Below are 15,550 nucleotides of genomic sequence, written 5' to 3'. Positions count from 1 at the left end.
AAGAGCGCCTCTTTTTTACTTTTCACGTTTTTCTTTCATTGCTACTGTACATCTTGATATACATAGTAAATCATCATTTTCATCAATAATACGAACATCCCAAACCATTGTCGATTGTCCTCTATGTATCGGTGTTCCGATCGCTGTTACAATTCCATCTTTCTTTGAGCGAATGTGGTTTGCATTAATTTCTAATCCGAAACAAATACATTTTTCTTGATCAATTAAATTGTATGAACCAACACTTGCCACTGTTTCTGCTAATGCAACCGATGCACCGCCGTGTAAAAATCCAAATGGCTGATGCGTACGCTCATCAACAGGCATCGTAGCAACCACCTTATCTTCTGTCATCTCTAACAACTCAATTCCAAGTGAATCCATTAAAGTTTTTGCCATATCGCTTCCTCCTTCTCTTGCTTTAATTAAATGTATAATTTTACCTATTTATTTTCAAACTACTTATAACACTTATATAAGGAGGCTTCACCTAAATGAAACAGAAATTTTGTATATTACTGCTTATGTTCTCCTTGCTGACTATTGTACCAAATTGTGCAATAACAGCCAAAGCATCTAACCTGACAATCGATGTTAAGACTGTAACGCAAAAAGGTAAGAAACCTTATATAGAATATCAAATAAATAGGCCTTCTTTTCACAACTTTTCTGACTCTACATTTCAAAATAAGCTCAATTTATACTACAAAAAATCCACTGACAAATTTAAAAACAAATTAGAAAAAGAAGCAAAAAAATACTATAAAGAGACAGAAGGATCTAGTACACCATTTCATCCGTACGTAGCAAATGTTGATTATAAAGTCTCTTTAAACAAACCACCTTTTCTTAGCCTATATGTGAATTACTATCAATATACTGGCGGAGCACACGGTCTTTATACGTGGAAGGCAAATACATTTGATTTAAAAGAAAAAAAGCTACTGCACTTAGACGATTTATTTCAACAAAAAGATAAATATAAAGATGTAATTCGTGCAGAGATTGTAAGACAAATTAAACAAAATGAAAGTATTTATTTTCCTGATGCAACTGAAAAGGTAATGAGTATGAAAAAGTTTCACTTCTTTTTAGAGCCAGACAATCTCGTCATTTATTTCCCTTTATATGAGATTGCTCCGTATTCAAGTGGAATTCCGCAATTTCGTATTCCATATACGTTGTTAAGAGACTATTTAAAGCCTTCTTATCAAAATATTTTGATTGACAACAAGTAAATATTTTAGCTACGATAATGTTAACCTAAAAACAACAGGAGGTTAACATTATGAGAAGATTACATGTTTTAGATTTAGCATTAGCTGCCATGTTCGTTGCTCTTATGGCCATCGGTGCAAATATTGTATCTTGGGCACCTTTCTTACAAGTAGCAGGCATCCCATTATCTATGCAACCATTTTTCGCAATTTTAGCAGGTCTTCTTCTTGGAAGTAGACTTGCTGCCTTATCCATGACTGTATATATGCTCGTTGGCTTAGCCGGCGCACCAATCTTTGCTAACTTCAAAGCTGGATTTGGAGCACTTTTAGATCCTACTGGTGGTTTTATTATCGCATTTATTATCGTTGCTTACGTATCAGGAAAATTAGTAGAACAAAAAGAAAGACCAACATTCATTACATTTGCGATTGCCTCTTTCACAGGAATTATTTTAACTTATATAATCGGTACTACTTACATGTACGGGGCAGTCAATCTCTTTATGGGCGGTAATATGAGCTATAAAGCTGCTTGGATGATTATGATGTGGTTTGCAGTAAAAGATATTGCATTTACAATTATCGGTGCTATTATCGCCCCTCGCATATACTATGCTGTGCGTCGTTCTGCTTATCAGCATTCTCATTCGACGATTTCATAATAAAAAAGAGTTATTGCAGCTTGCTGCAATAACTCTTTTTTTATATTAAGACTCTTGATTCGCTTGTTCTTCTAAAATTTTCTTCATCATCGCAACCATGTCATCACGTAATTCTGGGTGTTGTAGGGCCATTTCAATTGTCGTTTGAACAAATCCTAGCTTTTCACCTACGTCGTAGCGCTTTCCTTCGAAATCGTAAGCAAATACACGTTGAATTTCATTTAAGCTTTGGATTGCATCTGTTAATTGAATTTCACCACCAGCACCGACATGTTGCTGTTCTAAGAACATAAAGATTTCAGGCGTTAAAATGTAACGTCCCATAATTGCTAAGTTTGAAGGTGCTGTACCTTGTGCTGGTTTCTCAACGAAATTGCGAACTTGGTAACGACGACCTTCTTGTTCTAATGGATCGATAATTCCGTAACGGTGTGTTTCATTTTCTGGAACAGTTTGTACACCAATAACAGAAGAAAGTGTTTTTTCATACTCATCCATTAATTGACGTAAACATGGTTTCTCAGCTTGGACAATATCATCACCTAGTAACACTGCAAACGGCTCATCACCAATGAATTTACGCGCGCACCAAACAGCATGCCCTAGCCCCTTCGGCTCTTTTTGACGGATGTAATGAATATCTACCATTTTTGAAGAAGCTTGTACTTTTTCAAGTAACTCATATTTTTTCTTCTCTAATAAGTTTTGCTCTAGTTCAAATGCGTTATCGAAATGATCTTCGATAGAACGCTTTGTTTTACCAGTAACGATAATAATATCTTCGATGCCCGATTTCACTGCTTCTTCTACAATGTACTGGATCGTTGGTTTATCTACTATCGGTAACATTTCTTTCGGCATTGCTTTCGTTGCTGGTAAAAAACGTGTTCCTAATCCAGCTGCTGGGATTATCGCTTTTCTTACTTTTTTCATCACAAAATACCCTCTCTCCTGTCGGAATTAATAGCAATTATTTCCTACATAAAACAAAAGGGAGATTTCGCTCCCTTTTGTTCCTTACTACTTAAAATTACTTTGTATTATAAACGATTCATAATGTCTTCTTTAATAGTAAGTAACTTTTGTTCACTATTTTGTAAAGAACTATCTTGTACACCGAAGTAGAACTTAATCTTCGGTTCAGTTCCAGATGGACGTAGGCAGAACCATGAACCATCCTCTAATTGATATTTTAACACATTTGATTTCGGTAAGTGAATCTCTTCTTTATTTCCATCTTGTAAAGACGTAACAATGCTTGCTTTATAGTCTTCCACTGCTACGACTGTTAAGCCCGCTACTTCTTTCGGAGGATTCTCACGGAACGTTGCCATCATCTCTTGGATTTTTTCAGCTCCATCTTTTCCTTTTAACGTTAACGATACAAGGTCTTCACGGAAGAAACCGTACTTCTCAAATACTTCTAATAGACCGTCATATAACGTTTTCCCTTGTGATTTGTAGTATGCAGCTACTTCACATGCAAATAGGACAGATTGTACTGCATCTTTATCACGGCAGAATGGGCGGATTAAATAACCATAGCTTTCCTCATAACCGAATTGGAATTCATATTGTCCGCTTTCTTCATACTGCCTAATTTTCTCACCGATAAATTTAAATCCAGTTAACGTATCAACTGTATCTAAACCGTATGCTTTCGCAATTGTACGACCAATCTCAGACGTTACGATTGTTTTTAATACGACACCGTTCTCCGGAAGCGTTCCGTTTTCTTTCTTTTGAGATAGTAAGTAATCAAGCATTAATGCACCTGTTTGGTTTCCTGTTAATACTTGGAACTCACCATTATGATTACGCACTGCTACACCTAGACGATCTGCGTCAGGATCAGTTGCGATTAATACATCTGCGCCTACCTTTTCACCATCACGAATGGCATACTCAAACGCTGCGTGCTCTTCTGGGTTCGGTGATTTTACTGTAGAGAAGTTAGGATCTGGTAACTCTTGCTCTTTTACAACTGTTACATCTGTAAATCCAACTTCTTTTAAACCACGGCGTACAGAAATATTTGATGTTCCGTGTAATGGTGTAAAGACGATTTTTAAGTCTTTGCCGACCTTTTGCACCATTTCTTTATTAATGATGACATTGTTCAATTCTGCAGCATATGCATCATCTACTTCTTGTCCAATAATATGTAATAAACCGTCAGCTTTTAATTGCTCTACATCAGCGACTTCAACTGTTAATTCATCTTCTACTGCATTTACGTAGCTAATTAACTCATCTGCTTCTTTTGGAGGTAACTGTCCACCATCTTCACCGTATACTTTGTATCCGTTATATTCAGGTGGATTATGGCTTGCCGTAAGAACGATTCCACTTACTGTATATAAATGACGAACTGCGAAAGAAAGTACTGGCGTTGGACGTAAGCTTTCAAACACATATGTTGTAATACCGCGTGCCCCAAGTGTAGCAGCAACTTCCATTGCGAACTCAGGTGATTTATGACGAGAATCATAGGCTACAACAACACCGCGTTTTTTCGCTTCCTCACCTAATTTTTCAATAAAGCTTGCTAATCCTTTTGTTGCTTTACGAACTGTATATACGTTTAAACGGTTCGTACCAGCACCAAGTTCACCACGCATACCACCTGTGCCAAACTCTAGATTTTTATAAAAGCTATCCTCGATTTTCTTCTCATCTTGCTTCATATTTTCTAGCTGTTCTTTTAATTCTGCATCTAATTGTGCGTAAGAAAGCCAGCGACTAAATTCTTGTTTCCAATTCATTCTTCTCTCTCCTCTCGCTCGTCATACCTTTATTATATGAAAAAAACATGCTGTATCTCAATATTTTATAAAATCTAGCAGGATTTTACTAGGAATATTTGTATACACTATGGTTAAATACTCCACTAAAGGGAATGAGGATTATGCACGAATGGGGCTTGTCAGAAGAGCTCAAAATACAAACAAAGCAAATGATTGAAATTGCTGAAAAAGAACTATCGATTATGAGAAACGCAATCGATAAAGAAGACGAATGTATTTTATGCAAAATGGAAGATATTCATCATATGTTAGCAAATGTACAAACATTGGCAGCTACATACTATATTCAGGCATATTTATCACCTTATACGGAAAGTTCATCTTTTATTACGACAGCTATCCAACATTTAAGCGCTAGAAAACATGGTGCTCTTATCGTTGTGGAACGAAATGAGACGCTTGAAGCTTTCATTCAAACTGGAACGACATTAAACGCTCATTTAACTGCGCCATTACTCGAATCAATATTTTACCCAGGTAACCCTCTTCATGACGGTGCCGTTCTCGTAAAAAATAATCATATAGTCTCAGCTGCTAATATTCTTCCTTTAACGAAAAGTACAGAAGTTGATCCTGAGCTAGGAACACGTCACAGAGCTGCAATAGGCTTATCAGAAAAGAGTGATGCACTTATATTAGTTGTCTCTGAAGAAACGGGCCGTACTTCTTTTGCTTTAAATGGGATTTTGTATACGATTTCTTTATAAACACTTTTTAGCACTTTTTTGAACAGCGCGGTAGTAAATGAAGTTATATCGAATTACCAACAAATACGTCTACAATATTAATAAAAAAGGTTATCTCCAAAATTTGAGCCAGCCTTTTATTCAAAAAAATTATTCTTCTACAAAATGCTCGAAAAGTATACCAATTACCTACCCATTGCTGGAACTGACCCATAAATTATGTGCTCACAGCGATATCTAAGTACAATAATTATCACTTCATGTCTTGCTAACTCTTTTTGTACTCAAAACATGTTTAGAGTTCTTTCATAACAACTATATTTTTCTAAAATGCCACACTTCCGGCTATTATTTTGTATCTATTTTTAAGAAATAGGAAAAAGGGTACTTTAGATATCCTATCTAAAGTACCCTTTTATTAAAAATAAACCTTATTATAAAGAGTAGTTCGAGACTGCAAAATGATAGAAATATAACATACTATCAAAATTATTTATTAATAGTAATAGTAATACTATACATAAACCGACTACTTTTATACGTCTCATCACTTTAAAGCCATATGCTAATAACAAAGGGATTGTAAATACCATATGTGCGCCATAAATAAATGCTTCAGATGCCCCAAAACCAACAATTCCATGTAAGACAATATTAAATAGTAAACAGAAACTTAAAAACCTTACGAAAGGTTCTTTTCTAAAGTTTTTCCATACAGCTACTATTATAAAAGCATACACAGATACAATCACAATCCATCCGATCATAGTATGTGATGGAAGCATATTTAATTGTGCGAATTGCTCACCTTGTCTTAAAGTAACTTCCGAGAATGGTCCAAAGATGAATGAAGATCCTAATACCAAATGAAATGCTAGTATATACTTAGACCCTACATATTCCTCTGAAAAACCTTGTTTCTCTGTAAATTTAATATTAGTATTGATCACATCAATAAGTGATATGTTATTTTCTATAATCACTAATGCGAAAAGAAGAACGACCACAATGATAGAAATACCAGTCCAAATGATTCTTTTCTTTAATGTTTTATAACTCATTACACTACCTAAAAACCACATAAACGAATTTGTTAATGTAACTCCCGTTATTCCTATTGCCAATAACATATTAGCAACGCTGAATCCTGCTTTCGCTTCTTTTTCTCCTGTAATAAACGGATAACATACAAAGCACATCAGTACCAATGTGAAATTGGCATAAACAAAAGATTCCGGTGTCCACGTAATAACTAACAGAGTAGCTGAAAATCCGTACATAACCGCTAATAGAAAAGAAACAATTACATTCTTACAAATTTTACAACATAATATGTAAATCATGACTACACTTAACGTACTTAAGAACGCTTGGAAAAATATAATACCTTGCACTACATTTTTTACACCTAGTGATGATACTACTGTTGCTATTTCCTCAGTTAAAAAATTTAAAAATGGATGTCGAAACAACACTTCATCTGCAATTGGTATTTTAGCCAAGAAAAAACTTAAAATGTAATAACCCTGATCAAAAGAAAAATACATGTCATACCAGGAAGCTGTTAAAACCTTAGAGTCGTTTTCCATTTTCCAACCGATAAAAAAATAAAGTGACCAATAAAAAATGAAAAGGACAAGGGCTAATATTCCCCTTCCTTTATAACCATTCCAAATACTCAATACTTCTTCTCCTCTCTAAGGTAGAAATACCATAATTAGATGTGCCACGTACCCAATAACTGTTCCTAACACAAGTCCACCAAAAATCTCATGCCAATGATGTCCTTGGCGCTCTCTTAATTTTTCTTCTTCCGAACTTATATGTTTATTCAACATTCTTGCATGTTTACCAACTGTACGGCGAAGTCCTGTGGCATCAATGATAACAATTGTTAAAATTGCCATCCCGATTCCAAACATTGGTGTATTAAAACCTTCATGAAACCCTATTGTCATGACCATACTTGATAAAATCGTTGTATGCGTACTAGGAAATCCACCGTTTCCAACTAAACGAAAAGCATCTTTTCCAGACTGAAGATAATTCACTAGAAATTTCAATACTCCCGAAGCTACCCAAGCTATAAATGGAAGTACACAATATAAATATGTTCCCATTGCTTTACCTCCTATGATTTTGCAATAAATAAAATACCAGCCACTATACATACCATTCCAGCAATTTTCATAAAATTGATTGTTTCACCAAATAATAATGCTGACGCAATAATAACAAATACATATCCGAAACTCACCATTGGGTATGCATAACTTAAATCAACCTTTCTCAGCACAATCATCCATAATAATGCACTTAAACCGTAAAAAGCGAGTCCGAAAAAGTTCGGTACGTTAATGAAATTCATAATACCTACAGCCGCTGAACTTTGTGATTTCATTGCGCCAAACTTTAATAAAATTTGCCCTACGACTCCCATACCAACTGATAAAATAATCATCAAAAATTGTTGCATCTCTACACTCCTTAACTGTTTATATTCAAAAAATGTTTTATTCCAAATAAAAAACGTTTAAGACACTCCTCTTAAACGTTTTAACAAACCCGAATAGAGTAATTAAAAGTTCAATAGTATAATAATAACTGTTATCGCATATAACAACACCGTTATTAAAATATGCTGATCCTCTAATAAAACTTTATCTGGTTCTCCACCTTTATCTTCCATGTGAACTAAATACAAATAACGAAAGATCCCGTAAATTACAAATGGGATTGTCCACATTAAATAGATGCTTTTCCCTGCATTAAAAGTAAAGATAGCATAAGTTACAATAGTTGCCGATGTAACAATTGTACTTAATTGGTCTAACAAAGCAGGAGAATAACTTTCTAATACTTTTCTATGAGAACCTTTATTATTCTGTAACAATACTAATTCATGTCGTCTTTTATTAATGGCCAAGAATAGTGACAGTAATAATGTACATAATAAAAACCACGGTGTAAATGGCACTTGAATAACTAATCCACCGGCCAATGCTCGTAAAACAAATCCAGATGCAATAATTAAAATATCAATGATTACAACATGCTTTAAACGAATTGAATACGCTACATTTAAAATAAAATAGACTGCTAATACTAAGCACAATAACGGATTTAGTATATATGAAACTACTAAAGACGCTACTAAAATAACACAACCTGCCGTAATAGCAAAATACGGATTTAATGCACCTGATGCCATCGGTCGATAGCGCTTAACAGGGTGCTGTCGATCTGCCTCAATATCCATAAAATCATTTAAAATATAGACACAGCCAGATATTGCACAAAATAGCGCAAAACAAATTGCAGCTTGTGCCACCATAGTTAAAGATACTTGTTTTATTGAAAAGACTAACGCTGCAAATACAAGCAAGTTTTTAGTCCATTGTTTCGGGCGTAACTGTTTAAAAAACAATACAACTATATTTTGTTGAGATAAAGTTCCTTCCCTCATAATAATAAGAGTGCCTCTATTTTTTGCACTCTCTTCTTTCCCTCCCTATTCAATTGTTATTTCCTTCTAATACAGGAAAGATTATATCACATAAGTGTAACATTGAAAATCAGCTATTAAATACCAATAAAGAGGTCTCTCATCCATATTGGCATTTCTAATAAAAAAAGCTAAAACAACATTAAACGCTCATTACTCAAATCAATATTTTTAACGAGAACGCATCTTCATGATGATGCGTTCTCGTTAAAAATAATCGTATCGTCTCCATCACTAATATTCTTCCATTAACAAAATTACAGAAGTTAATCTTGAGCTCGGGACACACCTCAAAGTTACGATTGGCTTACCCCAAAAAAGTGATGCACTTGGTTCTGTAAAGAAACAGACCGTACTTCCTTTTTCAAATGGAATCTTATACACAATTTCTTTATAAACACTTTTTTCAATAGCGTAGTAGCAAACGAAGTTATATCGAATTACCAATAAATAGGTCTACTATATCAATAAAAAAGGCTGCCTCAAAAATTTGAGACAGCCTTTTCTTCAAAAAATTATTCTTCTCCAAAACGCTCCACAAGTGTTGCAAGTGTACGTACCATTGCACCAGTTGCTCCAGCTGGACCTAAGTCGTGCGCGCCTTTTGTTTCTGATGTTCCAGCGATATCTAAGTGTACCCACGGTGTATCTTCAGCGAATTCGCCTAGGAATGTACCTGCCATAACCGCATGTCCTTCACGGCCTGGTGAGTTATTTAAATCAGCAAACTTACTGTTTCTCACACGTTCTTTATCACGATCAAAAATCGGTAGTTGCCAAATTGGTTCATCTGTTTCCATAGAGGCCTCTAGTACTTGCTCAAACAACTCTTCATTATTTGTCATTGCGCCTGTCGTATGGTTTCCAAGTGCAACAATTACACCGCCTGTTAATGTCGCAACATCAACAAGGTAGTTTGCGCCAAGTTTTTTCGCATACGTAATACCATCAGCTAAAGCTAGACGACCTTCTGCATCCGTATTTAATACTTCAATTGTTTTTCCACTCATAGATGTGATTACATCGTCTGGCTTAAATGCCGTACCACTTACAACGTTATCAGTTGAAGGAATAACAGCGATCACATTTTGTTCTGGGCGCAGTTCTCCGATAATTTCCATCGCACCTAATACAGCAGCTGCACCGCCCATATCACCTTTCATACCAACCATGCCTTCACGTGGTTTTAAAGAATAACCACCTGTATCGTATGTAATACCTTTTCCAACGAATCCAATGACATCTGTCCACTCTTCTTTTCCTTTATAAATAAGAGCAATCATTTTGGGTGGCTCTGTACTACCTTGGTTTACTGCAAGTAACGCACCCATACCAAGATCTTCCATCTCTTCTTTTTCAAGAACTTTATAGTCCATATCATACTTCTCCGCTAACTCAACAGCATACTCAGCAAGCTTTGTCGCTGTTAATACGTTTGGCGGCATATTTACAAGTGTACGAGCTGAATTTGTTGCACGTCCATGTACGTAGCCAACTGTTAATGCGGCTTCAATTTCTTGTGCATCTTCCGCTGTAATAGCCGTGAACTTCTCTAACTCTACACGATCCTTTTTATCTGATTTATACGTTTTTAATTCATATGTACCAACGCCTTGTACCTCTGCTGCAATATGAGCGACATCAATCGCGTCTAATTTCTCTGTTACGAAAGAATCAAGTAAGATTGCTGCATCTTGTACTTTTGCTGCTTGTAGTGTTTTAAACGTTTTTCCAAGAGCCACACGTAACGTTTCTGTCGTATAAGACTCTTTCTTGCCTAAACCAACAAAGTAATACCGTTTCACATTTGTTTTTCCTAAGCTATGTACTTTCGAAATGGCCTTTTTCTTCGTAGATAATTCTTTCTCTTCTAGTAAAACTTGTAATTGTCCTTCAAACGCTTTGTCCAGTTCTTGTACAAAACTACTCATTTTCTCTTCTTCAAATAAAGCGACAATTACTGCTTCGTGACCTGCTAATTCTTTTTGTACTTGAAACATGTTCAGCCCCCCTAAATTTCTCTACCACCATTATAACTTTATTTTCGATAAAATGCGACAATTCTAACTACAGTTATATGACCTGTAAAATCTCCTCTATTATGAAATAAGCCAAGAAAAAAAGTCTAGCGTAATTACGACTAGACTATCTTTGCTTTAAATATTGACCACGAAACACTTGCATCGTTTCGTCTTGATTTAACATCGTTAACTCTTCTTCTGTAAACTTACCTTTTCCTACTTTTACTACATACACATTTACTTTTTTCTTACCCCATTGGCTATAAACATCTTTCACCGTATCATAATATAAATCAAGACGGTTTCCTTTTATTGCTCCGCCCTTATCAGCTACTACACCATACCCGTAACCTGGCACGAAGAGAATCGTTCCAATCGGGAATACGCGTAAGTCCGCAGCAATTGTGGAATATAAATCCCTTTTCACTTTAACACCTGAATATGTAATACCATACTCTGGATGCCCTGGCCTCTTACCTGTTGACTCAATCCCCGATGTATAACCTGTTGCAGTCATTTCAATTGAACGATATTTAGACCAGTCGTTTGCCTGCTCTAAAGCATTTATCACTTCTTTACTCGGAGCAACATTTCTCTTAACTTCTGCTGCATGTACTTCTTTTGCACTCATTCCTTCATATGTCTTTACAATCTCTAATAAAGAAACTCCAGTGAAAGCCTTCCATGTTACGCATAATGCAAATGCAAGTAAACAAGTCATCATAATGCGAATACAATATCGTTTTAACATTTTTATATTCCACACTCCTTCATCGTTAATCATTCCCTATACGATGAAGGAATATGCAAAAAATAATCTCCAACTTAGTTGGAGATTAAAACATTTGATATCCGCTTTTCCGAAGTTTCTTGATCACGACTCCTGCTAAAGCAGCCCCTACTAATCCAGTAGATAGAATAAACACGTCTGCTTGTCCTAAGTGCGATACACTTGTCCCAAATGAAGAAAATGTTTCTTTCGGTTTTGAAAAATAATCCCACATACTCGCTTTATTAATAATAAGCATACAAACAATCGGATACACAATAACCATTACCCAAGTAGCTCGCAAAATCATGTTGAGTAAAAATCCAATTCCAAAGAACAAAATAAAAAATAGCATCATTGAAATAAGTAGTACCGGTATACTCACTCTTTCTCCCTCTCCTTCGCACGTGCCGTAAATACGTGATAGGCTGTATAACCAAATGGTTCTCCTGGATTTAATGTTTTGTCCACTTCAAGATGTAGTTCTGATCTTCCTTCTAACAAATATTTAATAAGTACAGACGTATTCGGATCGTCCGCAATCTTATCTGGATGTAAGAACGCCACTTCAGACAATTCTTTCTCCTGTACAATAATATTTTCTCCTTCAGGCTCCAAAAGGAAAATAATCATATTATCACTAATTTCATCACAAATAACACCCGATCGAACACCAATGATCCCCTTCACATGAGCGACAATGCCTGTCTCTTCTAACACTTCGCGTTTCACAGCTTCATCAACTGTCTCACCTTCATTTACAAAACCAGCCGGTAAAGACCATTTCCCTTTTAATCCACTGTATTTCTTCTTAACGAATAGCCACCTGCCATCTTTTGTAGCTACTAAGCCACTAACAGCTAACCATACTTTCCCGCGCTTCCCCATGATGCATCCTCCTCCATCCGAACGGACAGAATATTCTTTCTTTTCTATATATTATACTATACTTTTTAATTCGCTGTGAAATTTCCTTTTTTCAAAAAGTGAAAAAACCCATTTTGTCGATATACTGTTAACAAAAAATATCAAGATGCAGAAATGTAATTATGCAGAAAATAAAACATTGGATTCATCCATTTCATGATAAGGCAATGTTCAAATAAAACATTTCTCCCATCTTTCTATTGTTATATCGAAAACATGTATTATATGAAAAAAAAGCAGAAACGGCGCTTAGCCGTTTCTGCTTTTTCTACTATATATTAAAAGAACTTTAATTTACCTTTTTTAAGAACTAATAAAGGTCCACCTAATAAGAATAAGTAGCGGTTATCGATTACTTTCTTCATGAAGGAAGCTTTCCAACCTGTTAACTTTTTACCCATAACAACGCCCATTGCATCGTCATGACCTAAAGAACATACAGATCCTTTATTATCGAATGCGAATTTTTTCATTTCGCCCTTGCCACGAACTAATACAGTTAAGTTGTGTGCAATATTGTAACCTTGTTGAATTGCAATTTGTGCTGTTGGTGGGTAAGGACGGTTAATTTCTTCGTTAATGATTAACGCTGCATCACCAACCATGAATACCTCTTCGTATCCTGGAGCGTGCATGTACTCATCAACTTTTACACGTCCGCGCATTGCTTCAAAGCCAGACTCTTCCACAATACCATTACCACGAACACCTGCAGCCCAAACTACTGTTTCAGACTTAATTAATTCAGTATCATCACCATTTGCAACAATAATACCTTCTTCAGTTGCTTCTTTAATTGCTGTACCGATGCGGAATTCTACGCCTTTTTTCTCAAGTTGTTTTACAGCATATTCTACTAATGCTGGATCGAAACCTGGAAGTGCTGTTGGAGCAGCTTCTACACAGATGATACGTGCTTTTTCACGTGGTACATTGTACTGTTTGCAAAGTTCAGGAACACGGTTTGCAAGCTCACCTACGTACTCGATACCAGTAAATCCAGCACCACCAACAACGATTGTTACTAACTCATCGCGCTTTTCATCTGCATATTTAGCGAAACTAGCTTCCATATGCTCACGAATTTCACGAGTTGCATTAATGTTAGCGATTGAGAATGCATGCTCTTTTAATCCTGTAATTCCGAATGTTTCTGATTCGAAACCAAGACCGATTACTAAGTAGTCATACTCTAACTCGCCGTCTTTTAAGATAATACGTTTTTCAGCAGCTTTAATTTCTACTACTGTGTCTTGTACAAAGTTCACTTTATTTGTATCAATAACGTCTTGAATATCTAGACAGATTTTTTCATCTTGTAATGTACCAGCTGCGCTCTCGTGTAACCAAGTCGCTTGGTAGTGATAGCTGTTGTTGTTTACTAACGTAATTTCAGCTTCATTTACAGATAATGCTTTTTGCAGACGAACAGTCGTAATCATCCCGCCATAACCTGCACCTAAAACTACGATTTTTGGAGTCTTCACCAAATCACAACCCTTTTCTTTATATAATAGTAATGAGAAATAATACCAAGTACTAAAAACTCTATTTGTCAAGAATGTGGAATTTATCACATTCTATATCATAACAAAACGCAGTCAAAAAATCGTACGAATTTTGTCATAGAAATTTAACATAATACTTCCCTATATTAGTCGGTTTTATTCCAGAATTCAAGCTTCTGGAGAATTATCAATATTTTAAAATAACATAGCGTTTTCAAGGGTTTTTCAGCCTTTTTTTCATGTATTTTCCTTTCTGTATATTTTATACAATACAAAAAGCATCTACGCGAAAACTTACACACAATTCAGTCGTTTTCAGAAGTATTATGAACTCAAATATGCTATCATTTATTTGAAAGTGTCATCATTTGCAGGATTTTCGTGTACATATGAACAATATATGAAATCAATATCAAAATTCCATCTATAGGGGGAATGAAAGTGGCAGAAAATCAAAAAGTTTACGACATAACAATTATTGGTGGTGGTCCAACAGGACTATTCACAGCATTTTATGGCGGGATGAGACAATCAAGTGTAAAAATCATTGAAAGCTTACCTCAACTTGGAGGACAATTATCCGCACTCTACCCTGAAAAATACATTTATGATGTAGCTGGATTTCCAAAAGTGCGCGCACAAGAATTAGTTGATAACTTAAAAAAGCAAATGAAGAAATTTGATCCAACCATTTTCTTAGAAGAAGCTGTTGATACGCTTGAAAAACAAGCTGATGGTATATTTAAACTTGTTACGAATAAACAAACTCACTATTCTAAATCAGTCATTATTACTGCCGGCAATGGTGCTTTCCAACCACGCCGCTTAGAATTAGAAGGTACAGCAAAATACGAAAAGAAAAACTTACATTATTTCGTTGATGATATGAATAAATTTGCTGGCAAACGCGTCGTAGTATTTGGCGGTGGCGACTCAGCAGTAGACTGGACGATGATGTTAGAACCGATTGCTGACAAAGTTACAATCGTTCATCGCCGTGATAAATTCCGCGCACATGAACATAGCGTCGAAAACTTAATGAATTCTCGTGCAGAAGTAAGTACACCGTATGTTCCAGTTGAACTCATTGGTGATGACAAAATTGAACAAGTCGTTCTTCAGCACGTAAAAACTGAAGAAAAAGTTATCATCGATGTTGATGATGTAATTGTAAACTACGGCTTCGTTTCCTCTCTTGGCCCAATTAAAAACTGGGGCTTAGATATACAAAAAAATAGCATCCTTGTGAATTCAAAAATGGAAACAAATATTCCTGGCATTTACGCTGCTGGTGACATTTGTACATATGAAGGAAAAGTAAAACTTATCGCTTGTGGATTTGGCGAAGCACCGACAGCAGTAAACAATGCAAAAGCTTACTTCGATCCAAATGCAAAACTTCAACCGATGCATAGCTCAAGCATGTTTTAATATATAAAATAAAA

At 35.6% G+C, this 15,550-nt stretch carries 16 protein-coding genes; 4 read left to right on the top strand and 12 right to left on the bottom strand.

Annotation, left to right across the window (positions count from 1 at the left end):
* Positions 1–15: 15 nt before the first annotated feature.
* Entirely contained in the window at positions 16–399 is a 384-nt protein-coding gene (locus ACQRBL_RS24555; protein ID WP_411996392.1) for a hotdog fold thioesterase, read from the bottom strand.
* Between the two features lie 95 nt (positions 400–494).
* Between ACQRBL_RS24555 and ACQRBL_RS24550 the strand changes: the two genes are divergently transcribed.
* Positions 495–1,238 carry a DUF3298 and DUF4163 domain-containing protein gene (locus ACQRBL_RS24550; RefSeq protein WP_000810334.1) on the top strand — a complete coding sequence of 248 codons (744 nt, stop codon included), beginning with the start codon at positions 495–497 and terminating at the stop codon, positions 1,236–1,238.
* 50 nt (positions 1,239–1,288) lie between these two features.
* A complete protein-coding gene (locus ACQRBL_RS24545; protein WP_097920885.1) occupies positions 1,289–1,882 on the top strand; it encodes a biotin transporter BioY in 594 nt (197 codons plus the stop codon).
* Between the two features lie 45 nt (positions 1,883–1,927).
* Here the strand turns inward: ACQRBL_RS24545 and galU are convergent, their stop codons facing one another.
* Together galU and ACQRBL_RS24535 are read right to left on the bottom strand one after the other, a co-directional pair.
* The gene (gene galU, locus ACQRBL_RS24540; RefSeq protein ID WP_030029053.1) at positions 1,928–2,815 is read right to left on the bottom strand and encodes a UTP--glucose-1-phosphate uridylyltransferase GalU; all 888 of its coding nucleotides are present in this window, start codon (positions 2,813–2,815) and stop codon (positions 1,928–1,930) included.
* Positions 2,816–2,922: 107 nt separating this feature from the next.
* Positions 2,923–4,647, bottom strand: coding sequence for a phospho-sugar mutase (locus ACQRBL_RS24535; protein ID WP_023523269.1), 1,725 nt, complete (start codon positions 4,645–4,647; stop codon positions 2,923–2,925).
* Between the two features lie 143 nt (positions 4,648–4,790).
* On the opposite strand from ACQRBL_RS24535, the gene cdaS reads away from it, so the two are divergent.
* The gene (gene cdaS, locus ACQRBL_RS24530; RefSeq protein WP_000545250.1) at positions 4,791–5,396 is read left to right on the top strand and encodes a sporulation-specific diadenylate cyclase CdaS; all 606 of its coding nucleotides are present in this window, start codon (positions 4,791–4,793) and stop codon (positions 5,394–5,396) included.
* 413 nt (positions 5,397–5,809) lie between these two features.
* On the opposite strand, the gene ACQRBL_RS24525 is transcribed toward cdaS, so the two are convergent.
* The 9 genes from ACQRBL_RS24525 to ACQRBL_RS24485 all read right to left on the bottom strand — a co-directional run bounded on the left by ACQRBL_RS24525 (position 5,810) and on the right by ACQRBL_RS24485 (position 14,084).
* Positions 5,810–7,057 carry a DUF6080 domain-containing protein gene (locus ACQRBL_RS24525; protein ID WP_411996391.1) on the bottom strand — a complete coding sequence of 416 codons (1,248 nt, stop codon included), beginning with the start codon at positions 7,055–7,057 and terminating at the stop codon, positions 5,810–5,812.
* Between the two features lie 15 nt (positions 7,058–7,072).
* Positions 7,073–7,495, bottom strand: coding sequence for a divergent PAP2 family protein (locus ACQRBL_RS24520; protein WP_023523272.1), 423 nt, complete (start codon positions 7,493–7,495; stop codon positions 7,073–7,075).
* A gap of 11 nt (positions 7,496–7,506) precedes the next feature.
* Positions 7,507–7,851 carry an EamA family transporter gene (locus ACQRBL_RS24515; RefSeq protein WP_001183889.1) on the bottom strand — a complete coding sequence of 115 codons (345 nt, stop codon included), beginning with the start codon at positions 7,849–7,851 and terminating at the stop codon, positions 7,507–7,509.
* A gap of 102 nt (positions 7,852–7,953) precedes the next feature.
* A complete protein-coding gene (locus ACQRBL_RS24510; protein ID WP_001206694.1) occupies positions 7,954–8,841 on the bottom strand; it encodes a decaprenyl-phosphate phosphoribosyltransferase in 888 nt (295 codons plus the stop codon).
* Positions 8,842–9,395: 554 nt separating this feature from the next.
* Complete coding sequence (gene pepA / locus ACQRBL_RS24505; RefSeq protein ID WP_411996390.1) at positions 9,396–10,880, bottom strand: cytosol aminopeptidase; 1,485 nt, start codon at positions 10,878–10,880, stop codon at positions 9,396–9,398.
* Between the two features lie 145 nt (positions 10,881–11,025).
* A complete protein-coding gene (locus tag ACQRBL_RS24500; protein WP_002094181.1) occupies positions 11,026–11,652 on the bottom strand; it encodes a 3D domain-containing protein in 627 nt (208 codons plus the stop codon).
* Between the two features lie 85 nt (positions 11,653–11,737).
* The gene (locus ACQRBL_RS24495; RefSeq protein ID WP_000027016.1) at positions 11,738–12,055 is read right to left on the bottom strand and encodes a YuiB family protein; all 318 of its coding nucleotides are present in this window, start codon (positions 12,053–12,055) and stop codon (positions 11,738–11,740) included.
* On the bottom strand, positions 12,052–12,558 hold the full coding sequence (locus ACQRBL_RS24490) for an NUDIX hydrolase (RefSeq protein WP_411996389.1): 507 nt from the start codon (positions 12,556–12,558) through the stop codon (positions 12,052–12,054). Before ACQRBL_RS24490 ends, ACQRBL_RS24495 begins: the two co-directional genes overlap by 4 nt.
* Before the next feature lie 317 nt (positions 12,559–12,875).
* The gene (locus ACQRBL_RS24485) at positions 12,876–14,084 is read right to left on the bottom strand and encodes an NAD(P)/FAD-dependent oxidoreductase (RefSeq protein WP_000856602.1); all 1,209 of its coding nucleotides are present in this window, start codon (positions 14,082–14,084) and stop codon (positions 12,876–12,878) included.
* Positions 14,085–14,546: 462 nt separating this feature from the next.
* Here ACQRBL_RS24485 and ACQRBL_RS24480 point away from each other — a divergent pair, with 462 nt between their 5' ends.
* Positions 14,547–15,536, top strand: coding sequence for an NAD(P)/FAD-dependent oxidoreductase (locus tag ACQRBL_RS24480; RefSeq protein WP_411996388.1), 990 nt, complete (start codon positions 14,547–14,549; stop codon positions 15,534–15,536).
* The last annotated feature ends 14 nt before the right edge of the window (positions 15,537–15,550 follow it).

It is taken from the genome of Bacillus sp. AF62, assembly GCF_050312695.1.
Classification (GTDB): Bacteria; Bacillota; Bacilli; order Bacillales; family Bacillaceae_G; genus Bacillus_A; species Bacillus_A cereus.
The sequence above is the reverse complement of the archived record's forward strand: the minus strand, read 5'-3'. Positions and strand labels throughout refer to the sequence as shown.